13 protein-coding genes are annotated in these 26,650 nt (G+C 68.0%); 4 read left to right on the top strand and 9 right to left on the bottom strand.

Going from position 1 to position 26,650, the window contains the following annotated elements:
* The first annotated feature begins 375 nt into the window (after positions 1 to 375).
* From P1K89_RS10045 to P1K89_RS33295, 4 genes are all read left to right on the top strand, one after another.
* Positions 376 to 6,039 (top strand): IPT/TIG domain-containing protein, encoded by a 5,664-nt coding sequence (locus tag P1K89_RS10045; protein WP_284616234.1) that lies wholly within the window; start codon positions 376 to 378, stop codon positions 6,037 to 6,039.
* A 34-nt stretch (positions 6,040 to 6,073) separates the two neighbouring features.
* Complete coding sequence (locus P1K89_RS10040) at positions 6,074 to 11,800, top strand: RHS repeat-associated core domain-containing protein (protein WP_284616233.1); 5,727 nt, start codon at positions 6,074 to 6,076, stop codon at positions 11,798 to 11,800.
* Positions 11,797 to 12,144, top strand: a complete 348-nt coding sequence (locus P1K89_RS10035) for a hypothetical protein (RefSeq protein ID WP_284616232.1) — start codon at positions 11,797 to 11,799, stop codon at positions 12,142 to 12,144. Before P1K89_RS10040 ends, P1K89_RS10035 begins: the two co-directional genes overlap by 4 nt.
* A 78-nt stretch (positions 12,145 to 12,222) precedes the next feature.
* Positions 12,223 to 13,602, top strand: coding sequence for an RHS repeat domain-containing protein (locus P1K89_RS33295; protein ID WP_350080772.1), 1,380 nt, complete (start codon positions 12,223 to 12,225; stop codon positions 13,600 to 13,602).
* A gap of 482 nt (positions 13,603 to 14,084) precedes the next feature.
* On the opposite strand, the gene P1K89_RS10020 is transcribed toward P1K89_RS33295, so the two are convergent.
* The 9 genes from P1K89_RS10020 to P1K89_RS09980 all read right to left on the bottom strand — a co-directional run bounded on the left by P1K89_RS10020 (position 14,085) and on the right by P1K89_RS09980 (position 26,638).
* Positions 14,085 to 15,428 carry an IS5 family transposase gene (locus P1K89_RS10020; protein ID WP_284616231.1) on the bottom strand — a complete coding sequence of 448 codons (1,344 nt, stop codon included), beginning with the start codon at positions 15,426 to 15,428 and terminating at the stop codon, positions 14,085 to 14,087.
* Positions 15,429 to 15,800: 372 nt separating this feature from the next.
* Positions 15,801 to 17,183 carry an amidase gene (locus tag P1K89_RS10015; RefSeq protein WP_284616230.1) on the bottom strand — a complete coding sequence of 461 codons (1,383 nt, stop codon included), beginning with the start codon at positions 17,181 to 17,183 and terminating at the stop codon, positions 15,801 to 15,803.
* Positions 17,184 to 17,328: 145 nt separating this feature from the next.
* The gene (locus P1K89_RS10010) at positions 17,329 to 18,828 is read right to left on the bottom strand and encodes an ABC transporter substrate-binding protein (protein WP_284616229.1); all 1,500 of its coding nucleotides are present in this window, start codon (positions 18,826 to 18,828) and stop codon (positions 17,329 to 17,331) included.
* Between the two features lie 42 nt (positions 18,829 to 18,870).
* Complete coding sequence (locus P1K89_RS10005; protein WP_284616228.1) at positions 18,871 to 19,857, bottom strand: ABC transporter ATP-binding protein; 987 nt, start codon at positions 19,855 to 19,857, stop codon at positions 18,871 to 18,873.
* The gene (locus P1K89_RS10000; protein WP_284616227.1) at positions 19,854 to 20,834 is read right to left on the bottom strand and encodes an ABC transporter ATP-binding protein; all 981 of its coding nucleotides are present in this window, start codon (positions 20,832 to 20,834) and stop codon (positions 19,854 to 19,856) included. The genes P1K89_RS10005 and P1K89_RS10000 overlap by 4 nt, the downstream gene beginning before the upstream one ends.
* Positions 20,835 to 20,841: 7 nt before the next feature.
* Positions 20,842 to 21,357: a class IV adenylate cyclase gene (locus tag P1K89_RS09995; protein ID WP_284616226.1), complete on the bottom strand. Its 516-nt coding sequence runs from the start codon at positions 21,355 to 21,357 to the stop codon at positions 20,842 to 20,844.
* A gap of 75 nt (positions 21,358 to 21,432) precedes the next feature.
* Positions 21,433 to 23,019, bottom strand: a complete 1,587-nt coding sequence (locus P1K89_RS09990; protein WP_284616225.1) for a hypothetical protein — start codon at positions 23,017 to 23,019, stop codon at positions 21,433 to 21,435.
* Positions 23,020 to 23,146: 127 nt separating this feature from the next.
* Complete coding sequence (locus P1K89_RS09985) at positions 23,147 to 23,827, bottom strand: flavin reductase family protein (RefSeq protein WP_284616224.1); 681 nt, start codon at positions 23,825 to 23,827, stop codon at positions 23,147 to 23,149.
* A gap of 123 nt (positions 23,828 to 23,950) precedes the next feature.
* Entirely contained in the window at positions 23,951 to 26,638 is a 2,688-nt protein-coding gene (locus P1K89_RS09980; RefSeq protein ID WP_284616223.1) for a hybrid sensor histidine kinase/response regulator, read from the bottom strand.
* Positions 26,639 to 26,650: the final 12 nt, after the last annotated feature.

Raw genomic sequence — 26,650 nt, 5'->3', positions numbered from 1 at the left:
GCCCGTCGGCGCCTGCCCCTCGCCGGCGCCACAGACGCTCGCAACGAGTAGCGCCCCGAGCGTCATCCATCGGCAGGCCGCTTTCACACTTCCCCTCCCTTGATCTTGCAGCGCCTTCGTGGGCGGTTTGAATGCGGGCGCAAGTGTGCGCATCAATCCGCCAGTTGGCAAGCGGGCTGTGTCCGAATCTTCGCCATGAGGCTCCCCCTAGTCTGAAGCCGGTGTCCCCTTAGCATGAACCAACGTGGCCGACTACATTGCGCGTCAGCCGATGCAAATGCGGCATTGCGGGGGAGGAGAGGGTGCTTCGCACAGGCCGAAGCGCCCGCGGTTGTTCGCACTTCCCGTCTTGCAGACAAGTACCAGGGAGGTGTGATGTTCAACCATCACAAGGAAGCGCTCGCCGCGCTCCTTTCGCTCGGATGTGCCGCAGGCGGCTTCCTCGAAGCGTTCGTGCTGTGTTCTGCAAGGTATGCGATCGTCGGCTCGAGGCGCGCCTTGATGCTGCTATTGGCAATCGCGAGCGTCCACGTCGCGGCACAGCAGGTCAAGTACGTTTACGACGAAGCCGGGCGGCTGGTCGAAGTTGTGGCGCCCAACGGGGAAGTGGCGCGCTACGCATACGATCCGGCTGGCAACATCAAGAGCATCAGGCGTTTCGGCGCTAGTGCGCTGTCGATCGCCGAGTTCACTCCGAACCAGGCCCCGCCCGGCGCAACTGTCAATGTGCATGGTTCGGGATTCAGCGCGACGCCAGCGCAGAACGCCGTGAAGTTCAACGGGCAGGCGGCGGTCGTGTCGTCTTCCACGTCAACCCAGTTGACCGTGACCGTACCGGCTGGCGCGACGACGGGGCCGATCTCCGTCACCGTCGGCGGCAATACGGCTGTTTCGGCGGATCCTTTCACGGTCGCCGGATCCACCGGCGTTTCGGCTCCGACGATCTCGGCCTTTTCACCGGACCATGGAGGAGCCGGGACGGCGGTAACGATTTCCGGCACGAACTTCGACCCGATCGCTGGAAACAACCTCGTCACGCTCAACGGTCGTCCTGTGTCGATCACTTCGGCCACGGCCACGCAGATCGTGGTCGCGATCTCGACCGAGGCGACCTCAGGCCCGTTCAGGGTGGCGACAGCGGCGGGTTCCGCCACCTCCGCGAGCGACTTCTTCGCGCCGCCCCCAGGCGACATTGACACCAACATAGTGACTCGGACCCGCCTGGTGGTCGATGGGCCGTCCGTTGCCGCGTCGGGTGTGCCGGCCTCAAGAGTCGCGATCCATGCATTCGCCGGCGCGGCTGGACAACGGCTCGGCCTGGGCATTAGCGAAGTGAGTTCGTCATCCGGTTACAGCGAGATGGATATCCGCATCTTCGCGCCTAACGGCAGCCTGCTTTCGGCCTGCGGAAACCTCTATGTCAGCGGCGGCGGCTGCATTCTTCCGCCTCTGCCTCAGGCTGGAACGTATGTCTTGCGGGTCGGTCCCAGCTCGATCAGCGGAAGCACTTCGTACAAGCTCACGTTGAGCACGGAGATCGCCGCTGAATTGCCAGTCAACGGCACTCAGCCGACCCTGTTTACCTCCAGTCGGCCAGGGCAGAACGGACGCTATGTGTTCCAGGGCATCGCCGGCGCCAGCTATAGCATCCAGCTTGGCGACGCGAGCGTCAGCAGCGCAGTCCTCGTTTACGGGCCCGGCGGGCAGCAGATTGGCACCGGCAGCATTGGGCCGGGTTTGTCTTCGACCATCGATATCAATGGCGTACTCGGCACCGGTGCCTACTCCGTTGTGGTCGACCCCGACGGTGCGAATACCGGTCAGTTGTCTCTACTGCTGAGCACTAGCGTAACCGGGACGCTGATGATCGATGGCGCGGCTGAGGTCGTCAGTCTTTCGAGTGGTCAGAATGCACGCTACGCATTCCAGGGCGCTATCGGACAGCGCCTTGGTCTTGGCCTATCGACACTCGCCACCATGCCAGCTGGCGGTTCGGTAGCCATCAAGGTGTTTGGTCCGACAGGTGTTTTGCTGGTGGCATGCAACAACGGCGCCGCCTACACGACCGTCGGCCGCTGCACCCTTCCTCGCCTTGAAGCAGCGGGCACCTACACCGTCCTGATCGATCCGCCAGGCCCCCACTCGGCATCGACAACACTGCTGCTGAGTTCGGAGGTCGCTGGGGTGCTGGTCGTCGATGCCTCAACGGCCACCACGTTCAGCACGAATCGTGTCGGCCAGGCCGGAAGGTATACGTTCAGCGGCATTGCGGGGAAGCGATACAGCCTGGTGCCAAGCGGATATACGTTTCCCGGCCCGTATACGAGCGTCGCCGTCTATTCTCCGACAGGAGCCTTGGTGGCCAGCGCGAACATGGCAGCGTGGCCCGGCGCGCCGCTCGACATCGTCAATACGCCGACCACGGGACCCTACAGCGTCGTCGTGGAGCCCTATGGCGCCAACATCGGTGAGCTTGCACTTCGCTTGATCTCGGTCGCCGAGGGCAGCCTGTCCGTCGACGGCAGTCCCGTCAACGTCAGTCTTGCGGGCGGTCAGAACGGACGCTACACCTTTACCGGCGCAGCGGGTCAGAAGCTGGGATTGGGCATCACATCGTTCGCGACGACGCCGGTAGGGGGTTCAGCCAACGTGAGCGTCCTCGGACCGACGGGAGTCGTCCTGGTTGCCTGCAGTGTCAACCGTTCGAACGGGTGCAACCTGCCGCCACTTCCAGAGTCGGGTCAATTCACGGTCGTCGTCGATCCGCAAGTATCGAGCGCACTCAGTGCGGTTCTCACCTTGAGTCGGGACGTTGGTGGAGCATTGACCATCAACGCCACCAGCGCAACGACGCTCAACACGACCCGGCCGGGTCAGAACGGACGCTACACATTCACTGGTGCCGCGGGAGGACGATACAGCCTTGCGATCACGAACGTGACCATTCCAGGTGCGTGGACCAACGTGAGCGTCATCGCGCCCAACGGTTCACTGGTCGGCATGCGCCAGCTGACTGCGGGAATCGCTCCGTTCGCGTACGACTTCGACACTTCCGTCGCTGGCACGTACACGGTGTTCATTGACCCCTTCGAAGCAAACACAGGTCAGGTGACGCTCAGTCTGAGCAGCACCACTGCCGTGGCGCTTCCCATTGATGGCAGTTCCGTGACGGCGACGCTGGTCGGCGGCCAGAACCGGCGCTACACGTTCACCGGCAGCGTCGGTCAGCAGTTGGGCCTGGGCCTGACCGCGATGAGCACGACCCCCTCAGGCGGATCGATCGACGTGAAGGTGTTGGCGCCCAGCGGCGAAGTCCTGATCACCTGCGGCTCCTACGCGGCGTCAGCCGGATCGGCTGCCTGCAGCCTTCCACGGCTGCCTGCGGCTGGCACGTACACGGTGCTGGTCGATCCGCAGACCACCTACGCTGCATCGGTGACACTGACATTGAGCCGGGACATCGCCGGCACGCTGACCGTCGATGCAGCAACGGCCACCACGTTCAGTACCGCGCGTCCGGGTCAGAACGGCCGGTATACGTTCAATGGCGTGGCCGGATTCAACTACGCGCTTCAACCCTCCAACATTACGGTACCAGGAGAGTGGACGATCATTCGCCTGTACGCACCCGATGGAACACCCCTGGGCAGCAGCACCGGCAGCAGCACGACCCCTCCTTCGGCCATCGCACTGAACAATGCGCCCGCGACAGGTGCCTACGTCATCGTCATCGATCCGTATCTCGCTGGCACGGGCAGTGTCGACATCAGGGTTTCCCAATCCGGCACGACGGACCCTGCCCCTCAAACGCCTAACGGAACCCTGGTGATCGATGGCGCTGCGACATCGATCGCGATGCCGGCGAACCAGGTTTACCGCTATACCTTCTCGGGCACGCAAGGCCAGACGTTGGGACTGGGTGGCGGCTGGTTGACGACGTCGCCGAGCGGCAAGAACGCTACCCTCACAATCACCCGTCCTGACAACCTGACGACGCTGACGACGTGCATCCACTTGCCGTCGGGATTCAGCTGCAATATCCCGAAACTGCCCAGCACCGGAACCTATACCGTCCGGGTGCAGCCCGACCCCGGCGCGGCCATCACTTCGGGAGCTCTGACCCTCTCCAAGGATCTGACAGGTGTGCTGCTTGCCAACGCTGGAACGCCCACCACCTTCAACACAGCCAGGCCAGGGCAGAACGGACGATTTACATTCTCGGCGACTGCTGGCAAGCCTTACAGCCTAGTTTGGTCGACCACGACGATCTGGGGTACGCACCCGTTGATCGTCTACCGCCCTGATGGAGAGGTGCTCGGCACGGGCGCGTTCCAGAACGGAACCGGCGTATGGGACCTGCCGCCCATTCCCGCCAGCGGCACCTATACGGTCTTGATCGATCCCGTTAGCGCGAATGTCGGGCAACTGGATCTGTCGCTTCGCCAAGGGCCTTCCGGCACGCTCGCGATCGATGGGGCCACGACGCCCGTTTCACTGATCGCGTGGCAGAACGGTCGCTACACGTTCGCTGGAACCGCAGGAAAGTTCTTGGGGTTGGGCATCACCAACGCGCAGACAGTGCCGAGCGGCGGCTCGATCTTGCTGTCTGTCTACGATCCAACGGGCTCTCTGCTTAAGCAATGCAATGTCGGCTCGTTCCCACTATTGAACTGCAATCTGGGCCCGCTCCCATGGGCTGGAACGTACAGCGTCTTCATCGACCCGCAAGGCAGCAACAGTGCAAGCCTGAGCCTCATGCTGTCGAACGAAGTCACCGGCACGCTGACGCCCAACCCTGCATCGCCGACCGTCTTCAGTTCGAGTCGGCCCGGCCAGAACGCGCGCTACACCTTCAGCGGCGTAGCGCGGCAAAGGTTGGCGCTCCATTGGTTCGGCTCGACGTTCCCTTCCGGCAGTGTTTCGGTCTACAAGCCGGACGGTGGCGTCCTGAACTCGGCGAACTTCGGTGGCGGCGGCGCGGGTGCGCTGAATCTGGGAGAGTTGCCGGCACCTGGTTCCTATGTCGTGGTGCTCGATCCGGAGGGCATGGAAACTGGCCAGGTCAGCATTGCACTTCGGGAGGCGAACACGGCGGCCCTGGCCCTCGACGGCTCAGCGCTCGCCGTGGCCTTGGCTCCCGGCCAACAGGGGCGCTACACATTTTCGGCATCCGCCGGTCAGCATCTTGGCCTGGCCATCATGGACCTGGCGACCGTGCCGGCGGGGAAATACATAACCGTGAATGTCTACGACTCCACGGGCGAGTTGGTCACGTACTGCGGAAGCCTCGGTACGGGCTGGGCGTGCGACATCGGGCCGGTGAGGCGATCGGGAGACCATACGGTGGTGATCACTCCCGACGATGCCGTGGACGCATCGCTGTCGCTGCTTCTCTCCAGCGACTTCGCAGGTGGAGCGCTCGACCTCAACGCGGTTGAACCCACCACGGTGAACATTACGCGCCCCGGCAGGAACGCACGGTACACCTTCGGAGCGACTGCCGGAGACGAGATGACCTTGCTGCAGTCGGGCCTCTCGGCCTTCGTCAAGGTCCTGAGGCCCGATGGAATGCAACAGGCCATGGCCTGGGAACTCGCCGGAAGCCTTCAGAATCTGGGCACTCTCTCCGTTACCGGAGACTACACGGTTGTGATCGATGCGGGCCTGACCACCGGCAGCATGTCGATCGCCGCAAGACGGGGACTGTTGCGCAACGCTGTCGTTGATGACAGCGCAGTCCAGGCCGTGACCCTGCTGTCGGCACAGCGCGTCACCTTCGCTTTCAGTGCAATAGCAGGGTCGAACCTCGGTGTAGTGCTGAGCGATCTCAGCACGAGCCCGGCTGCTCCATCATCGAATCCGATTGCGGTGATCCTCTCGAACGCAAGAGGCCAAGTGTTGAAGTCCTGCGTCATTGGCGCCGAGCCCAACCCGGGCTGCAAGTTCCCGACTCTGCCGGAGACCGGAACCTACAAGGTCATGGTCTCCCCGGGACCGAATGCGGCGAGTTTCGGCTTCAGGATTCGGTCGACGATTTGAACCCAGACAAGAAACATTCGGGAGGAGATCCGCCATGATCACAGCGCTCATCGAAGCAGCAAGCCTGCGTTTGCCGCGTCGCAACTGGCTGTCGTTCAAGCTGCGCGGTGCAGGTGCGCTCGCGGCAATCGGTCTGGCCTTGCTCGTGGGTCATGCGCCAACGCTGGCCGCCGAACCGGAACTGGCGAACCAGCCGCAAGCCACCTTGTTCGCCCAGCTCTTTCCGCGTCCGGCGACGATGGATGGACAGAGCGCGACCTTGCTCCCGGACGGCCGATGGTTGTTGCTCGGTGGGGCCAAGTCGAACGGTGGGCCACCCAGCTCAATCGTCTCGGTCCTGGACCCGTCTACGCGTCGCACCACTGTCATTTCGGCTACGTTGCTGCAGGGCCGATCCCATCACAGCGCGACACTGCTTCCGAACGGCCAGGTGCTCATCCTTGGCGGGGTAACCGCCAGCGGAGGAGCCGCCGCGGCAGAACTGTTCGATCCGTTCGCAGGAGCATTCAAGCCGGCCGGCGAACTGGGCCTGCTCGCGCGATCCAAACACGCGGCGACGCTGCTGGCGGATGGCAGGCTGCTGGTGACCGGCGGGCTTTCGTCGCGCGGCACCCCCATTGCAGAAGCCGAGCTGTTCAATACGCAGTCGCATTCGGTCGAACGATTCAATGCGCGTCTGGAAGCTGCGCGTTTCGGTCACTTGGCGCACCTGTTGCCAAGTCACGCTGTGCTGCTGGTCGGGGGCTACGACGCCGCGGGTCGCCCGGTGCCCAATGCCGAAATCTACGACGTTGCTCGGCAGCGCTTCGTGCCGGTCGCGAGCGAAAGCGCCCTCGAACAGGCGCGGGCGGTATCGACGCCCGCGGCCCCGCTGATCCTGGACAGCCAGCCGGCGGCAGACAGCCGCAACGTGCCGGTGGACCAGGTCATTGCCGTTCGCCTGTCCAAGCGCATGCTGGTATCGACGATGAATACCAGCACCGTCACGCTGATCGGGCCGAGCGGCGCGGTGCCGGCCACGGTGGTTCCGGCCGAATCCGGCATGTTGCTCTTCGTGACACCCCGGGTGCAATTACTACCGGCGAGCACTTACACCCTCTTCGTCAAGGGTGCGACGGATGAACGCGGACAATCTGTCCCCTTCACGACCGTGGGGTTCACCACCGCGTCCTTGGCTCCGGGTCAGGCGACCCCACGCGAAGCCGCCACCAACAAGCTCGGGAAGACCTCCGATGGCGGTGCGCTCCAAGCGGCCAATGCGCTTGCACGCGCCACGCCATTGCCTGCGCCGGCGACGGCGACGGCGACGGCGCGCAATGCGGCCCCGAGCGGCGCCGCGCAGCAGGTGGAGGCGAGCGAAGGCGAAGACTGGCTGATCACCAACCCACAGGTTCCCGGAAAGTGGTACTACGCCAAGCCCTTCGGCGGCACGATGCGGGAGTACTTCAAGCACATTGAAGATAGTCGGCTCGCGCACCATGCCCAATTGCTCAAAGCGGGCGCCGGCGTGACTGCCGTCGCGGGCAGCGTCAAGCGGGTCAATGGACAGCCGCTGGCTGGCGTGGCCCTGGCGATCGGCGATTCGCGCACCGTCAGCGATGCCCAGGGCCGGTTCCTGCTGACAGGAGTGCCCGCAGGCGACCAGACGCTGGTTATCGAAGGCTCCACGGCCAACCGTCCCAACGCCTTCTACGGCAGCTACCTTCGTCACGTCGCTCTCAAGGCGGGCGAAACGCTGCTGCTCGACGAGCCGATCTACCTCACTAAGCTCGATCCCAAGGGAACCATCCAGATCCCATCGCCGACCACGCGTGAGACGGTAGTCACAACGCCGTCGATCCCCGGCCTGGAGATCCGCATTCCCGCCGGCACGGTCATCCGCGACCGCCTGGGCAACATTCTCACGGCCATCAACATCAGCCCCGTGCCGACCGACCGGGCGGCGTTCCCGATGCCCAAGGAGGCCGACTTCCCCGTCTACTTCACGGTGCAGCCGTCCGGCGCCTACATCCAGTCCGTCGCGAGTGGTGCGCCGCAGGCGGTCAAGGTGATCTATCCCAACAACACCGGCCAGGCGCCGGGCACGCCAGTTCAGTTCTGGGCGTACGACCCGGTCGCGGCCGGGTGGCACGCCTATGGCCGCGGCCTTGTCAGTGCGGATGGCAAGACGATTCAGCCCGAAGCGAACGTCGGCTTCTTCCGGTTCACAGGGTTCTCGTTTGGCCTATTTGGCGGCGGAGGCGGTGGCGGCGGGCCATGCCCGGGTTGTGCTGGCGGCGCCGGGGGCGGCAGCCCGGGAGGTTGCGGCGGCGGAGGAGCTTGGGGCGCCGGAGCGGGTTGCGGTGGCTGTTGCGGCGACCCGGTCTTTCTCGCGCGCGGCACCTTCCTTCACAGCATGACGGACCTGACTGTGTCCGACGTGGTGCCCCTGAGCCTGGAGCGCACGTACATGGACCAGGATGGCACGAACCGCGCCTTCGGCGTGGGCGCGATGCATCGATTCGACATGAACTTGTACCCCCTCGAGGCCTATGCCGGTGGTGATCTCGGCCACAACGCCGGCAAGATTGCGCTCATTCAACCCAACGGCATCCAGCTGGTCTTCCATCGCGTTCTGACCAGTGGCACCGGCAACTACAACGCAACCTGGGAACACCAGGAGGCGGGGCCCTTCTACAAGGCCGTCATCGAGGCGGCTGCGCCGAACTTCAATCTGCGAACACGCGATGGCACCACCTACGTGTTCTACGGATACGGCTTCAATAAGCTGCAGGCCATCACGGATCGGCTGGGCAACACCATCGAGCTGGCGCGCACGCCCGCGCTGAGCGGCCCCATCACCAAGATCATCTCGCCCCACGGCCGCTTCATCGAACTGTTCAACGACGGCAGTGGGCGAATCCAGACCGCCAAGGACAACATCGGCCGCACAGTGAGCTACGAGTATGAAACCGCGGCACCGAACGCCGGGCGCCTGAAGAAGGTGACGCTGCCCGATGGCGGCACCTGGCGCTACACCTACACGCCCGGCGGCCGCATCGAAAGCGTGTTCGACGCGCGTGACAAGCGCATGGTGTTCAACGAGTACGACACCGCCGGCCGCGTGAAGAAGCAGACCTACGCCGACAACTCCACGCTGCAGATCGCTTACACCACCGACGGCAACAACAACGTCACGCAGGCCGACGTGACCGACCGGCGAGGCTTCGTGCGACGGGTGAAGTTCGACGCCAACCGGCAGATCATCGAGAACGTCTATCCGCTCGGGCAGCCCGAGCAGCAGACGACGACCTACGTGCGCGATCCGGTCAGCGGCCATGTGATCACGTCCACCGACAACCTGAACCGGACGACACGCTACACGTACGACGCCCTGGGCAACGTCAAGACCATCACGCGCCTGGACGGCACGCCCAAGGCGGTGACCGAAAGCTTCGCCTACGACCCCAAGTTCAGCCGGCTCAAGTCGCGCACCAACGAGCTGCTGCAGACCACGAACTACGAGTACGACAGCCGGGGCAACCTCATCGAGATCAGGGATGCGAACTCGAACAAGGTCACCATGACCTACGACGAGCTCGGCCGCCTGCTGACCAGCAAGAACGCGCTGAACCACGAGACCCGGTGGGAGTACGCCGGCCCCGACCTGGCGACGCTGACCGACCCGCTGCTGAACATCACGCAGTTCGGCCACGACCCCGCAGGCCGCCCGGTGGTGCAGCGCGACCCGCTGGGCAGCCAGGCGGAATCGAAGTACGACGGCATGAGCCGGCAGACCCAGAGCAAGAACGCCCTGGGCGGCGCGGTCGACTACGAGTACGACCGCATGGGCAATCTGCGCACCCACCGCGACGAGAACACCAACCCCACGGTGTTCGAGTACGGGGACATGAACCTGCCGACACTGCGGCGCGACGCACTGCTGGCCGCCGACGACCGGCAGTACGACTTCGGCAACAACCTCACGCGCTTCACCGATCGCAAGGGCCAGGTCAGCGGCCGCCGGTTCGACGGCCTGGGGCGCATGACCTTCGTGGGCTACGGCGCCACGCCCGCCGCGCCGACGGCCTACACCAGCGGCACCCGCCTGACCTGGGACGGCGGCAGCAGGCTGACCAAGCTCGAAGACGGCGCCTGTGCCGGGCTGGACTGCGCCACCTTCACCGTGACGGCAACGATCGACCGGGTCTATGACGATCTGGATCGCCTGACACGCGAGACCAGCGCACAGGGGCAGGTCGACTACACCTACTACGCCAACGGCCTTCGCGAAACGATGACGGTGGCGGGCCAGCCCACCGTGAGCTACACCTACGACCCGGCAGGCCGCCTACGCCAGATCCAGCATGCCGCGGGCGCGGTCAACGGCAATGTGGCCCAGACCATCACCCTGGACTACGACGAAGCCGACCGCCGCACCAAGGTGACGCTGGCCAACGGCATCACGATGACCTACGGCTACGACAACGCGAGCCGGCTGACGAGCATCAGCTACAAGCGCGCCGACCAGTCGGTGATCGGCGACCTGGCCTACGGCTACGACAAGGCGGGCCGGCGCACGAGCGTCTCGGGCAGCCTGGCCAACACCGAGCTGCCCAGCGACGTGACCACGGCCACCCACAACGCCAACAACCAGCTCACCGCGTGGGGAGGCGCGGGAGCGCCGGCGATCAGCTACGACGCCAACGGCAACCTGACCCACGACGGCAGCCATGCCTACCTGTGGAACAGCCGCAACCAGTTGACCGAGATCCGGCAAGGCACGGTCACGGGGCCGCTGGTGGCGAGCTACGGCTACGACCCGGCGGGCCGGCGCATCTCGCGCACGGTGGGGTCGACGGTGACGGGCTTCCTGCACGATGGCTGGAACGTGGTGCAGGAGCTGAACGCGGCCAGCGCGAACGCGGGCAAGACCAACTACAAGGCCAACGTGCTCAACGGCCTGGCGCTGGACGAGCGCTACCTGCGCGCGGTGGCGCCCAACGGATCAGACAGCAACCTGCCGCGCAACCCAGCGAACCCGAGCACGACGGCCCCGCTGCTGACCAGCCTGCTGACCGACGCACTGGGCTCGACGCTGAAGGTGACGAAGGCGGACCAGGTGGTGCAGGCGAGCTTTGGCTACGAGCCCTTCGGGCGGACGACGCAGACCACGCCACCCGGGCAGCCCGTCAGCGACATCCCCTACCAGTACACGGGGCGGGAGAACGAGGCGGCCAGTGCTACGGGGAACCAGGCCGCAGCCCCACTGGCGTCGCTTTACTACTATCGGAATCGGTTCTATTCTGTGGCGCTGCAGAGGTTTGTGTCGGAGGATCCGATTGACTTGGCGGGAGGATCGAATTTCTACACGTATGTTGGCGCCAATCCCGTCTCTCTAGCAGACCCCAGCGGCTTGATGCCGCATACGGGTCCAATGCCAAATCGGCAGACCCTCAAACAATGTCCTGATCCATGTGTCGCGTTGGATGCGGCAATTTCTGAGACGCTGAGCGCGCTGAAGAAGGCTTGGGTCATGCTGTTCTATGATCCAGAGAACCTGTGGGATCGTGCTCGATACTCGAAGATCGTGGGTCTTGAACGTTTGGGCACCTACTCAGGCCATCGGACGAATTTCTACAATATGCGCAATCAGTTGAGGAATCTCATACAACTCGCGCGAGAAAACAGCTGCCCCGTAGACCCTGAGGCAGAACGCTGGTCCCTCTACGCGCATCCGCCAATCTCTCCTCAGACAAGTGATCCCGGATGGATGCTATGAACGGCGAGAAGCTCTACTACGTTAGCTTGTCGGCAGCGGACCCAACGAACAAGACGGATCCAAATGGCGTCCACGCGCGTGCTGCAAATCTCATCCTTCACGTCTACGTCAGGGCGATCGACGACATCTACGCGAGTGCTGCGGCCTCAGACGTCTGTGCGGAACTGGGGTGCCAGTTCAGAAGCTTCATCTATTTGCCGAAGGAGACCGATGGTTCGGCGTTTCTGCCCGGTGAAGAGCATGCTGCGGCGTATCGGTTCGCAATCGAGCACGGGCTCTCGTACATCGCCTCGCGCGTCTTTGATTGCAACCATCGCCAAGTCGACCTGCCTCAGTTCTCATGAGGAGTTGCGAGCTACACCTACGACCCGGCAGGCCGCCTGCGCCAGATCCGGCAGGCCGCGGGCGCGGTCAACGGCAACGTGGCCCAGACCATCACCCTGGACTACGACGAAGCCGACCGCCGCACCAAGGTGACGCTGGCCAACGGCATCACGATGACCTACGGCTACGACAACGCGAGCCGGCTGACGAGCATCAGCTACAAGCGCGCCGACCAGTCGGTGATCGGCGACCTGGTCTACGGCTACGACAAGGCGGGCCGGCGCACCAGCGTCTCGGGCAGCCTGGCCAACACGCAGCTGCCCAGCGACGTGACCACGGCCACCCACAACGCCAACAACCAGCTCACCGCGTGGGGAGGCGCGGGAGCGCCGTCGATCAGCTACGACGCCAATGGCAACCTGACCCGCGACGGCAGCCATGCCTACCTGTGGAACAGCCGCAACCAGTTGACCGAGATCCGCCAAGGCACCGTCACGGGGCCGCTGGTGGCGAGCTACGGCTACGACCCGGCCGGCCGGCGCATCTCGCGCACTGTTGGGTCGACGGTGACGGGCTTCCTGCACGATGGCTGGAACGTGGTGCAGGAGCTGAACGCGGCCAGCGCGAACGCGGGCAAGACCAACTACAAGGCCAACGTGCTCAACGGCCTGGCGCTGGACGAGCGCTACCTGCGCGCGGTGGCGCCCAACGGATCAGACAGCAACCTGCCGCGCAACCCGGCCAACCCCAGCGCCACGGCGCCGCTGCTGACCAGCCTGCTGACCGACGCGCTGGGCTCCACGCTGATGGTGACGAAGGCGGACCAGGTGGTGCAGGCAAGCTTCGGCTACGAACCCTTCGGGCGCACGACGCAGACCACGCCGGCCGGGCAGCCCGTCAGCGATATCCCCTACCAGTACACGGGGCGGGAGAACGAGGCGGCCAGTGCGACGGGGAACCAGGCCACGGCTCCGCTGGCGTCGCTTTACTACTATCGGAATCGGTTCTATTCTGTGGCGCTGCAGCGGTTTGTGTCGGAGGATCCGATTGACTTGGCTGGAGGATCGAATTTCTACACGTATGTTGGCGGAGCTCCAGCGTTCAAGATTGATCCACTGGGGTTGCTCGACAGCAGTCCTGGTGCGATTGGCAACTCTCTAGACCCCGCCGTTGAGCTGATCAAGGTGGTCTTTCCGGATCATCAGAATATCGACATACCTCTGCGAGCGGTCGAAGCACCGCTCAGCGAAGAGATGAAGTGTCAGGCCAAGTGCAACCTGATTGCAGGGCAGGCCTGCAAGGGAGCGGTGCGGGCTCCTGGCGGATTCTGGGGCAAGGGCGCGGCTTACGTCGGATGCAATGCGGGGATCTACCTTGCGTGCAAAAAGGCCTGCAAGCCTGCTGACCCATGCGAGCCTGCCGCCAAAGAAAGAGTGCCCGCCCTGCCTGAGTTCGGCTACTTCCCGGATGATCGCTAAGGTGCAGACGGTACTCTTGGTGGCCATCGCGGTCCGAGTCGTTCTTGACTTGATCACGATGACGAGGCGACGGTGGCAAATTGATGTTGGCTATGGCGTATTGTTCTTCACAGTTGGCATCGTCGACGTTGTCAACGACGGGTCGAGCGTCTTTGCTGTCGCCTGCGCAGCACTCGGCTTCTTCTGGTTCATCCGTGGCCTATTCTTGCTTAGGGCGAGTTGATCAGGCGAGGAGTCGTAATCTTTCAGGATCACTAGCGCGAAGCGGACGCGGAACAGCCAAACTGCTTTCAGGCCGCGCGGCGGAGGGCCTCGTTCGAAGGACTTGGATGGGCAGAGCGCAAGACAGGCTTGTAGGGTGGCTTCGTCGCATGGCGAAGCGGCCTCGCTCTGAGTTGATCGCTCGCTTCAGCGTGGAGAATCGAAATCTTCTCGCTCAGTTGGTAGATCAGTGCGTACCTAGTCGGTCCTGAACAACCTGCTTAGCGTCTGGCGGTGGCCGGAGCGAGCAGGCTTCCCGGCGATATGAGCGTCCATAGATGCCGAACGAGTACGGCAACGAGGAACGGAAGCACCCGCAGGTGCGCCAGCACGAGCCTCAGGTTGTGCCCGGCGCCGCACAGCAGCGCGTGCATGGCGTCGCCGAGCGCGCCCTTGAGCCAATTCTTGTCCAGTAGTCCGTCGGCCTTCATGTGCCCGATGACCGGCTCGATCGCCTGACGCCGCTTGAGCAGCCGCTTCAGTCGTGGTGGTAGGCGCCGGGTGTGGCTGAGCAGCAGCTGCGTCCCCTCGGGAGCTTGCACGCCGCGGTAGCCGCGATCGGCCAGCACCATGGACGGCTGCGCGCCGGTCAAGATCTCGACTTGCTCGAGTTGGTCGCCCAGGGTGTGGCCGTCGTACGGTGAACCGGGCATGGAGCGCATGCCCACCACCAGGCCTTCCCTGGCCGTGACTGCCAGCGACACCTTGACGCCGAACTCGTACGGGGTTCTTGCCTTGCCTTTGGCCAGGCACTCGACCTCCGGGGCGTGCAGCGCGTACAGCTTGTTCTTCCCGTCGCGTTGTTGGGCATGCAGACGCTGAGCAAGTTCGAGCTTGCGCCGCAGATCTGTTGAAGGCTCGATCGCCTTGCGCTTGACGTCGCGAATGACTCGGCCCAGCCAGGTCCGCAGCCTTCGAATCTCGCGACGCATGCGCTTCCACTGCTTTGCGTGAGCGTACCGGCCAGCCTGGCGCTCGGCGGCCTTGCCTACGCGTGCGTAGCTCTGGCGAAGTGCGATGCCAGCGCCTTTCGCGGCGGCCACCAGGTGCTCGCGGGCGCGATTGAGCAGTCGGCTGTCGGTCGGATGCGCGATAGCCTTGGGCTGCACCGTCGTGTCGACCACGATCGTCCGAAGGCTCTCGCTCTTGATGACGCCTGCTTTGCGCGCAGCCTCGATGCTGTGTTCGAGCAGCCACTCGCAGCCTTCCTCGCCGATGCGCTGACGCCAGCGCACGAGGCTCGACGGATCACACGGCAACTCGTGCTGGAAGTACCGCTCGCCGCTGAAGTGCTGGTAGTACGGGTTCTCGACCCAGCGCTCGCAGACCTGCTCGTCGCTGAGGGCGTAGACGTGCTTCAGGTACAGCAGCGAGGCCATCAAGCGTGTGGACAGCGCCGGCCGACCCGTCGTTGTCTCGAACTTCGGCCCCCACTGCTGCGCGAAGACCTCCCAGTCGATCAGCGCTGCGAGCCTCACCAGCTCGTGCTTTTGGTTGATCAGGTTGACCAGTTCCGTTCGGAACAGGTCCTGATCGCTCGACTCCCCAGGTGGCTTCGGGCCCATCAGCACTCCCGCTCATATTGCAAGGAATTGAGCCCATTGCACTCGATTCCTGCAAACTCCACCATCGGAAATCGCCCTCATCACGAGGAGACACGGGGCTCAGCGGCGTTCTTCAGGACCGACTACCTACCCAATTGGTACCAGAAGACTTGGCTGCTGAAGACTTCCCAACGTGGATCTACGGATTGAGGGATAGCGATAGGGACTGGAGTCGAGCGCTCGGGGATACGCTGCTGATGCTCAACGGCGAGTGCGCCGAAGGGGGGCCGGCAGCAATCGAGAAGTTGACCGAGTTTATGCGTCGATGCCCATGGGTGTCGCTGCGCGAGATCGCCGAGCGTGAAGTACGACAGCACGGCGGACGCAGATGAACTACATCGGCCAGTCGCGCATCGCCGGTCGCATCTCCTCCCACGCCCGAGCCATCTGCAGCACGCCGAGGTCGTCATGCCGCCGGCCGGCGATCTGCAGCCCGATCGGCAATCCGCCCGTCGTGAAGCCCGCATGCACCGACACCGCCGGCTGCTCGCTCATGTTGTAGGGCAGCGTGAAGGCAATGTGCTCGAACGGCCGCAGCGGATCGTTGATCGGGCTCGCCCACTCGGCCGGAAAGCTCGGCACCGGGCTGACCGGCGACAGCACGAAGTCGTACGGCTGCGTGGCGTTGACCGCGGCCTCGCGGAACGCGCCCATCGCGCTGTAGCCGTTGAAGACGTCGCTGCCGGTCAGCGTGGCGCCGGCCGCCACCCAGTCGCAGATGTACGGCAGCACACGCTCGGCGCGCTCACGCGGCAACGCATTCAGGTCCATCCAGCTGCGCATGCGCCAGAAGCGGTCCATGCCGTCGATCATCGCCCGCGTGCTGAACGGTGCGAGTGGTTCGACGATCGCGCCGGCGGCCTCGAAGGCGCGCGCCGCGGCTTCGATGACGGCGCGGGTTTCCGGCTCGACGTCCAGGCCCCAGCCGGCGTCGAGCTGCAGGCCGAGCTTCAGGCCGCGCACGTCGCGGTCCAGCTGCAGCCACGGGATGCTCTGGTACGGCAGGCTCATCGTGTCGCGCCAGTCGGGCCGCGTCAGCACCGTCATCAACCACGCGGCATCCTCGACCGAGCGCGTCATCGGCCCGGCGACGCGCCCGGCGTACGGCGGCTTGATCGGGATGCGGCCGAGGCTGGGCTTCAGGCCGACGAGCCCGCACCAGCCGGCCGGCAGCCGGATCGAGCCGCCGATGTCGGTGCCGACATGCAGCGGGCCATAACCCGCGGCCGCAGCGGCCGCGGCGCCGGCACTCGACCCGCCCGGGTTCTTCGTCAGGTCCCACGGGTTGCGGGCCAGCTTGTGGAAGCTCGACAGGCCCGAGGACAGCATGCCCCAGTCGGGCATCGTCGTCTTCGCCAGCAGCACCAGGCCGGCTTCCTTCCAGCGCGCGGCGGGCGGCGCGTCGTCGGCCGCGGGCACCAGCTCGGTGGCCGCGGTGCCGGCCGGCACCGGGCAGCCGCGGGTGGCGATGTTCTCCTTCAGCGTGCCAGGCACGCCGTCGATCGGCGACAGCGGCTCGCCACGTTGCCAGCGCTGCTCGCTGGCGCGGGCCTGCGCCAGCGCGGCGTCGGGATCGAAGTGGTAGAGCGCGCAGAGCGCGGGCTCGCGGCGCTCGATCTGCGCGATGACGGCTTGCGTCGCTTCCACCGGCGACAGCTCGCGCGCAGCGAATGCACGCGCCAGCTCGCCGACGCTCAGCGCATGCAGCGCCGTCATGTTGCCCCCTTCGCGCGTTCCGCGCGGTCCCCCCGAGGGGGGTGAGCCGGGACGTCGCTGGTCCGGTGGACCAGCGACGCCTGGCGAACGGCTGGGCCGTTAGGACCAGCCCGTCCGAGCCTGCTTCGGGCGGCCGGGCGCAGGCTCATTCCCAACGCACCGCCGCCATGTCGTTGGCGAAGATCGGCGAGCTGGCCCACAGGCCCTTCAGCCCCTTCTTCGCCACCGCCACCTGCGACGGGTTGAAGATCCACGCGTTGACCGCGTCGGTCGTCAGCTGGCGCTGGATGTCGCCGTAGAGCTTGGTCTGCTGCGCCTTCGGCGCTTCGGCACGCTGCTTGGCGAGCGCGTTGAAGGCCTTGCTGTCATAACCCCAGTAGTACGCGGGGTTGGCGTACTGCATGTAGTCCAGCGGCTCGACGTGGTTGATGATCGTCAGGTCGAAGTTGCCCTTGAAGGGGCCCGAGAGCCACTGCGCCCACTCGACGTTCTCGATCTTCGCGACGATGCCCACCTTGGCGAGCATCGCGGCCACCACCTCGCCGCCCTTGCGCGCGTACTGCGGTGGCGGCAAGGTCAGCGTGACGTTCAGCGGCGTCGCGACGCCGGCCTCCTTCAGCAGCGCCTTGGCCTTCTCCGGGTTGTACGGGTAGACGCCGGTCAGGTCGACATACCCCGCGTCGGTCGGCGCGGCATGGCTGCCGATCGGCTTGGCCAGGCCTTCGAGCACGCCGTCGATGAAGGCCTGGCGGTCGATCGCATGCATGATCGCGCGCCGCACGCGCACATCGTCGAAGGGCTTCTTCTTGTTGTTGATCGTCAGCTGGCCCTTGCCGGCGGTCGAGCCGATCTCGACCGTGAAGCGCTTGTCGGCCTGGAACTGCTTCAGGTTCTGGAACGCGGCGAAACGCGGCACGCCATCGATGTCGCCGGCCAGCAGCGCCGCGACCTGCGCCGCCGGGTCGTTGATGAAGCGGAAGCTCACGCGCTTGAGCGGCACCTTGGCCGCGTCGCGGTAGCCGTCCCACTTCGCCAGCGTCACCGACGAGCCCTTCTGCCAGGTCTCGAACTTGAAGGGCCCGGTGCCGACCGGCTGCGTCGCAGTGCTCGCCGCGCTCTTCGGCGACAGGATCACCGCGGTGTTCTCGCCGAGGCGGAAGGGCAGCGTCGCGTCCGGGTTGTTCAGCGTCAGGATCACGGTGTGCGCATCGGGCGTGGCGATCGACGACAGGTTGTCGAACACCGCCTTCTTCGCCTTGTTCGTCGAGCCCTCGGCTTTCGCGCGCTCGAAGGTCCACTTCACGGTCGCCGAATCGAAGGGCGTGCCGTCCTGGAAGGTGACGCCCTTGCGCAGCTTGAAGGTGTAGAGCTTGCCGTCGGGGTCGCTCGACCACTCGGTGGCCAGCAGCGGCGTGACGCTGCCGTCGACGTTGATCTTCGTGAGGCCTTCGAGGATGTTGTAGTGCACGATCTCGCCGATCGCCGCGGCGGGCGCCATCGTCGGGTCGAGGCCCGGCGGCTCCAGCACCATGCCGAGCACGACGCTCTCCTTGCGCGCCTGCGCATGCGCCGGTGCGACGGCGGCGGCCAGCGCGGCGACCGCCGCGAGGGCCAGAAGGGAACGGCGGACGATCGACAACGACATGCTCGGCTCCTTGGGATGGGTTCGGGGTGGGGTCGGCGGTGATCAGGCAGGCAGTGCGTCCAGCACGCGCTCCGCCTCGTGGCAGGCAGCGCGATGACCGTCGCCCACCGCGCGCAGCGCCGGCGGCTCCGCGAGGCAACGATCCTGCCTGAACGCACAGCGCGGCGCAAAGCTGCAGCCGCCCGGCGCGGCGACCGGCTCGATCGGGATGCGCGTGGCGCGTCGCGCACCGGGGCGTGCCTGCGGCACCGCGGACATCAGGAGCCGCGTGTACGGATGCGCCGCGGCGCGGAACAGCGTGTCCGGATCGCCCTGCTCGACGATGCGGCCCTGGTACAGCACGATCACCTCGTCGCACACGAGGTCGACGACCGCCAGGTCGTGGCTGATGAAGAGGTAGGTGACGCCCAGCGTGTCCTGCAGGTCCTGCATCAGGTTCAGCACCTGCGCCTGCACCGAGACGTCGAGCGCGCTGACCGGCTCGTCGGCGACGATCAGCTTCGGCTTCGTCACCAGCGCACGCGCGATCGCGATGCGCTGGCGCTGGCCGCCGGAGAACTCGTGCGGGTACTTCGCGACATCGGCCGCGCGCAGGCCGACCGCCTCGAGCATCTCGGCGGCGCGGGTGCGCTGCTGCACCGCCGGCACGCCGCCCTGCGCTTCCAGCGGCTCGGCGACGATGCGGCCGACCGACTGGCGCGGATCGAGCGAGCCGAAGGGGTCCTGGAACACCATCTGGAAGTCGGCGCGCGCGCGGCGCAGCTCGGTGGCGCTCAGCGCGTTCAGGTCGCGACCGGCCATCGTCACGCTGCCGGCGGTCGGCGCCTCCAGCGCCATCACCAGCCGCGCCAGCGTGCTCTTGCCGCAGCCCGATTCGCCGACGACGCCCAGGCTGCGCCCGGCCTGCAGCGTGAAGCTGACGCCCTGCAGCGCGCGCACCACCGGCGCGGCTTCGAGCAGGCGCTCGCGCGGCAGGCGGTAGTGCTTGACGAGGTTCTTCACCTCCACCAGCGCCGTCGTCCCGTTCATGCAATTTCCCGCACGCGGATGCAGCGCGCCGCGTGCTCGGGCGCCACCTCGATCGGCGCCGGCGGTGCGTTGCGGCAGTCGGACACGACCCACTCGCAGCGGTCCGAGAACGGGCAGCCGGCCGGCAGGTCGATCAGCTCCGGCACGCGGCCGGGGATCGTCTTCAGCCGCGTGCCGCGTGGCAGGCCGAGCGCCGGCCGCGCGGCGAACAGGCCGCGGGTGTACGGATGTGCCAGCCGCTGGAAGACGGCATCGGTCGGTCCGCTCTCGACCACCGTGCCGCCGTACATCACCAGCATGCGCTGCACCGTCTCGGCCATCACGCCGAGGTCGTGGCTGATCAGCAGCAGCGCCATGCCGTCCTCGGCGACGAGCTGGCCGATCAGCGCCAGCACCTCGCGCTGGATCGTCACGTCGAGCGCGGTGGTCGGCTCGTCGGCGATCAGCAGGTCGGGCCCGCAGGCCAGCGCGATCGCGATGACCACGCGCTGGCGCTGGCCGCCGGAGAGCTGGTGCGGGTAGGCATCGAGCCGGCGCCGCGGCTCGGGCAGCTGCACGCGTTCGAGCAGGCGCAAGGCTTCCGCGCGCGCGGCCGCGCCGTCGAGCCCGCGGTGGATGCGCAGCGATTCGCCGATCTGCCGGCCGATCGTGTGCAGCGGGTTCAGCGCCGTCATCGGCTCCTGGAAGATCATCGCCAGGCGATTCCCGCGCAGCGCACACCACGCGTCCTCGGACTGGCCGGTGAGCTCCTGGCCATCGAGCCGGATCGAGCCGGCCACCCGCGCGCCGTCCGGCAGCAGGCCCATCAGCGCCAGCGCGGTGATCGACTTGCCGCAGCCCGATTCGCCGATCAGCCCCAGCGTCTGGCCGCGTTCGAGCGCGAACGAGATGCCGCGCAGCGCATCGGCCGGGCCGCGCGGCGTCTGCAGCGTGACCCGCAGGTCGGAGACAGCCAGCAGCGGTGCCGTGCCGTGCATCGGTCGGTCAGTGCGGCAGCAGGTCCAGGTAGGCGCCGCTGATCAGCGACGACGCCGGCACGCCCAGCGCTTCGAGCAGGCTGCGCGCGATCTCGGTGCCCTCGGCCTCGGACTGGCCCTCGCGCAGCACGACCTCGAGCTCGAGGAAGTCGCCCAGGCCTTCGACATGGTCGAGGTGGATGCGCGTCTGGCCGACCAGCACCAGCACGCGGTGCTTGACGACGCGGCCGAGCACGCCGCAGGCGCGTTCGAGCGCCTCGCGCAGGCTGTCGGGGTCGGCCGCCGGCGTGATCACGTAGTCCGACACCTTCGGCCCTTCGGCGTCGGGGCGGTGGTAGTGGATCAGCTCGCCGGCGCCGTCGCTGAACACGCGCAGCTTCAGGCGGCCGTTGGGCACCTTGAAGAAGGTGTCGTCCTGGTGCATCAGCTGCGGCGGCTCGTCTTCCTCGGCCAGCGCGCGGGCGCGCGGCAGCAGGTCGTCGATGCTGTCGATGCGGGCTTTGATCTCGACGTTGGCGGGCATGAAGCCCATTGTGGGGCCTAACGTGGGGCCCAACGTCGGGCCTCACTCGCGGCCGACACGCCGCGTGCGAGCGCCTCACCATTTGCAGCCCTTGTTCCCGACGGCGTCGCGCACCAGCGGCACCACCGCCGCCAGGCCCATGCCGGCATAGGCCTCGCGGCAATCGGGCTTGGCGGCCTTCTCGATCTGCTCGGCGAGCTTGCTCTTGCGCTCGGGCGGCGGCGGCACCAGGTTCAGCAGGCTGCGCGAGCCCTGCGGCGAGAGCTCGCCGCCACGCGCGGGGCGTGGCAGGTCGAGGTTCAGCCGGGGCGCGCTCGGCGGCAGCGAGGGGGGCGTCGCGACATCGTGGCCGATGCGCGGGCCGGCGTCGGGTGCGCCGGGCGTGCCGCGCGGCAGCGCATCGGGGGCCGGGCCGGACCCGGTGGCCGGGCGCGGCGGGGCGTCGGCGCTCGGTGGGGCGGTGGTGGGCTGGGCACCAGCCGGGGCCAGCGGTTGGGCGGCAGCGGGCGCGGGCTGGGCGGTGGGCGGTGCCGTCGTCGCCGGACCCGGGGTGGCCGGGGCCGTCTGGGTCGCAGGTGCAGCCGGAGCTACCGGCGCGATGGGTGCGACGGGCGCCGCGCGCACGGCCGGCAGCGGCGGCGTCGCTGTCGGCGTTGGCACCTCCGCCGGCTTCATCTCGATCGGCGCCGGCCGTTCACGCGGTGGCAGCGGCGCCAGCGCGGGCGGCTGGGGCACCGGCGGGGCGACGGGCATCGCGGGCAGCGGCATCGGTTGCAGCGGTGTCGGCGCGGCGAGCTCGGCCGGTTTCATCTCGAGGGGGGCGGGCCGGCTGCGCGGCGGCAGCGGGGCCAGTGCGGGCGGCTCCGGGGCCGGCGGCGCGGCGCGAACGGCGGGCAGCGGCACGGGCTGCGGTGGGGTGGGTGCGGGCAACTCCGCGGGTTTCATGTCCAGCGGCGCGGACCGGGCGCGTGGCGGCAAGGGGGCGAGCGGGGGCGGCTCGGGCACCGGCGGCGCCGCGCGCACCGCCGGCAGCGGCGGCGCGGCCGGGCTGGGCGCTGCGACCTCGGCCGGCTTCATCTCGATCGCCGCCGGCCGGTCGCGCAGCGGCGGGGCGGTCAGCAGCGGCGTCGGCTCGATGGTGGTATCAGTCGGCGCGGCCGGTGCGGCCGCCGCCGGCGGCGCGGTGGGGGGCAGCGGCGGCGCGGCTTCGGGTGCGGCGGTGGCGCGCGCCGGGGCCGGTTCAGGCGGCGCCTCGCGCGCCGGGCCCGCTTCGGGCGGCGCTTCGCGCGCCGCGTCGGCCGGTGTCGGCTGCCACGGGCCCTGCTGCGCGGCGCCGGGCTCGGCATTCGGCGCCGGCTCGCGCTCGCGCACGGCGCCACCGAAGCGCTGGCGCTCGGCGCTGCCGGTGGGGCCGGCGGCCTGCGGCGGCGGGGCTTCGGCCGCGCCGTTGCCCGGGTCGCTGCGCAGCCCGCGCAAGGTGACGTTCAGGCTGCCCCAGACCCCTTCACCCTGGCGCGCGGTGCCGCCCGGCACGGTGCCGATCAGCAGCACCGCCAGCACGTGCAGCAGCAGCGCCAGCGTGAGGCACTGCCGCAGCGGCGGTGCCTGGGTGGGCGCGGGCGGCCAGGCGGCCGGGCGGAACTGGGGGGCGGCGGTGGTCACGGCGGGACGGCGAGGCCCCGAGTGTGCCCAGCACCGCCGGCAGCGTCCACGGCACGGCGGTCGGGCGCGCCACCCATTTGCACGCTGCGGATGTCGTTTGCATCCTGCAAACCGTCGACGCGTGTCGTCACGCCACGGTGGCGGCCTCGCGTGCGCGGTCGACATCCGGGCTGCGGTACATCGCCTCGGGAATGCGCGCCAGCGTCGAGCGCTGCAGCCGGCCGTCGCGCAGCCCGTAGAACTGCTGGAAGCTCATGATCAGCGGGCGCCAGCGGTCGGGGTCGATGCGGTCGGGCTCACCGTCGGCCAACAAGGCCGGCGCGACGTGCACGCGCTGGATGCGCGCCTCGAACACCCAGCACGTGCCGCGCAGCTTCGCATCGTCGTCGCCGAGGCCGTGGCGGCCCTCGATCACCGCTTCCATCTGCACCGGGCACTCGGCGATGCGCGGCGCGCGCACCGTCTCGGACGGTTCGGGCGTCAGCCCGGCCGCGGCGAACTTGTCGCGCACCGTGCGGTAGCCGCGCTGCGCCTTGCGCGCCGGCACCGGCTCGGCACCGGTGGTCAGCGCGAGCCGGTCGACGAGATCCACCTGCGCATCCGAGGGCAGGTTGATCACGCACTGCGGATCGCGCAGCAGGTTCTGCGCCGTCTGCGACAGCGCGCCGAGGCCGAGCATGCAGCGCCAGCCGAGCCAGAAGGCCGAGCTCATCGGCGCGATGTTCGGCGTGCCGTCGGGGTTGGTGGTCGTCAGCAGCACGACCGGGGTGCCGAAGTAGAGGATCGGCGGTTCGCTGCGCACATGCATGGGGTCACTCCATCGCGGGTCGGATGGCAGCAGTGTGCGCAGTGCGGCGCGCGCCGGCTGGCCGGATTCGGACCTCCGATTCGGCGGCCGGTTCACCATTCCAATGGCCGCGCCTTTTGTATGTCAGCAGATGCCGTCGTCGAGCCGCGCCGGCGGCGCCTCGTCGAGCAGGCGGCCGATCGTCTGCAGCGTCTCGTCGACGCGGATCGGCTTCGTCAGGTAGGCCGCGGCGCCGCGTGCGAGCGCAAGCTCGCGCTGCTGCGGCGTCGCGTCGGCCGACACCAGCACGGCGGGGATGCGCGCGCGCGCGGGCTCGGCCTGCAGCCACGACAGCAGCGACAGCCCCGAGCCGTCGGGCAGGTGCAGGTCGACCAGCACCAGCGCCGGCGGCTGGCGCTCGATCGCCGCGCGGCCGTCGGCCAGCGTCGTGCACACCTGCAGCGTGTGGCCCGGCCGCAGCGCGACCACCTCGCGCATCAGCGTCGCGTTGACCGGGTTGTCCTCGATGTAGAGGATGCGGTGCACGCCGCTCGGTGCCGGCAGCGGCGTCGCGCCCTCCGCCGGCGCCGCGCCGTCGTGCGCCGCGGCGGGCGCCGCCGGCAGCCAGACGCAGAAGCGGCTGCCCTCGCCGGGCACGCTGTCGACCTCCAGCCGGCCGTTCATCAGCTCGACCAGGCGCCGGCTGATCACGAGCCCGAGTCCGGCCCCGGGGACCATGCTGTTTTCGAGGCCGAGGCGGTCGAACGGCGAGTACAGGCGCTGCAGCTGCTCCGGCGACATGCCGCGGCCGGTGTCGGCGACGACGATGCCGACCTCGTCGATCCCGTCGACGTGGTGGCGCTGCAGCCGCAGCTGCACCTCGCCGCCAGCGCGGTTGTACTTGATCGCGTTGGACAGCAGGTTCACCAGCACCTGCTGCAGCCGCGTGGCGTCGGCCAGCACGGCGCCGGCCGCGCCGTCGTCGGCGGCCGGGTCGTGCAGCCGCACCGAGGCCGCCTGCGCCTGCGGCGCGACCAGGCGCAGGGCCTCGTGCAGCACCGAGCCCAGCGCCAGCGGCTTCAGATCGAGCTGCATCCGGCCGGACTCGATGCGCGACAGGTCCAGCAGGTCGTCGATCAGCCGCAGCAGGTGCCAGCCGGCGCCTTCGATGTGGCGCACGCGGTCCTGCTGCGACGCCGACAGCGGATGCGCCGCGTCCAGCGTCAGCAGCTGCGCGTAGCCGAGCATCGCGTTCAGCGGCGTGCGCAGCTCATGGCTGACGCGCGACAGGAACTCGGTCTTGGTGCGGCTGGCGGTCTCGGCCGCCTCGCGCGCGAGCTCGGCGCTGGCCGCGCGCTGGCGCTGCGTCTGGTCGAGCGCGATGCACAGGAAGCCGGCGGGCGTGCCGTCGCCGTCGTGCAGCGCGGTCGTCGCCACCGAAACCAGCAGGCGCGAGCCGCCGCGGCAGACGTAGGTCCAGTCGCGGATCTCGTAACCCGCTTCGTGGGCGACGGTGGTCAGCACGTCCAGCGGCTGCGGCGCGGCGCCCGGCGCCGCGGCCAGCTCAGCGGCACGGGTGGCGAGCTCGCCGGCGTCGTGGAACTCGGCGATGCTGCGCCGGCCGACCACCTCGTCGGCGGCGTAACCCAGCATCTTCGTCGCGCCGCGGTTGAACATGCGCACGGTGCCGGCGGCGTCGAAGGCGATCACCGAGACTTCGGTCGCCGCGTCGAGCACCGCCTGCAGCCGGCCCTGCGCGGCCTCGGCGCGGCGCTGCGCGCCGCGCAACTGGTCCAGCAGCGCGGCCATGCGCAGCCACAGCTGCTGCGCTTCTTCGGTGGCCTGCTCGGGGTCGGGCGCCTGGTCCGGGTGGTCGACCAGTGCCTGCGCCGCGTCGGCCATCTGCCGGTAGCGCCGCGACACACCGCGCGCCATGCGCGAGGCCATCAGCAGCCCCAGCAGCAGCGCCAGCAGCGAGATGCCGGCGGCCACCGCGGCGATGCGCAGCAGCGGCGCGACGACGCGCGAGCGCGGCTGCGCGACCAGCACCAGCCAGCCGGTGGACTGTGCCGGCGCGATCGTCGCGATCCAGTCCTCGCCGCGGTAGCTGATCGGCCCGCTGGCCGGGCGGCCGCCGAGGGCGGCGCGCACCGGTCCCAGCTGCGCGAGGTTCTCCTGCCAGTTCGCCAGCTGCTGCTCGGGGTGCACGATGACGCGTCCCTTGGCGTCCAGCACGATCACCAGCGCGCCGCTGGCCGGGTCGGGCCGCGGCAGGCCGGCGGCCAGCCGGTCCAGCGACAGGTCGGCCACCAGCACGCGGTCGCCCAGCGACAGCGCCAGCACCGCGGTGACGCGGCCGGTCAGCGACGACAGGAAGCTGTCCGAGCGCACCAGCGTGCCCGCCGCCTGCTTCGCCGCGGCGAAGTAGGGCTGGGCCGACAGGTCCAGGCCGATGACGTTCTGCGCGCGCACGCCGCTGTGCGCATGCGCGGCCGCGGCCCGCACCGTGCCGTCGGCGTCGGCCAGCATCAGCAGGTCGAACGAGCCGGTGTGCGCCAGGCTGCGCTGCAGCAGCTCGGATGCCGCGTCGGAGCCGGTGCCGCGCAGCAGGTCGGCGGTGAGCTGCAGGCTGCGCTCGGGCATCTGCAGCGCGCTGCTGATGTGACTGTGCACCAGCGCCTGCGTCAGCTGGTTCTCGGCCTCGACGCGCCGCCAGGCGTCGGGCAAGGTCAGCAGGCCCCAGGCCAGCGCGGCCACCAGCGGCGGCAGCGCGGCCACCAGCATGAACTGGCGGGCGAAGAGTCGCCGCAGCGAGACGCGCCGGGTTGCCATCGCGCGGGCGGT

Origin of the sequence: Aquabacterium humicola (assembly GCF_030167915.1) — a bacterium.
GTDB classification, from domain to species: Bacteria; Pseudomonadota; Gammaproteobacteria; order Burkholderiales; family Burkholderiaceae_C; genus Pseudaquabacterium; species Pseudaquabacterium humicola.
The sequence above is the reverse complement of the archived record's forward strand: the minus strand, read 5'-3'. Positions and strand labels throughout refer to the sequence as shown.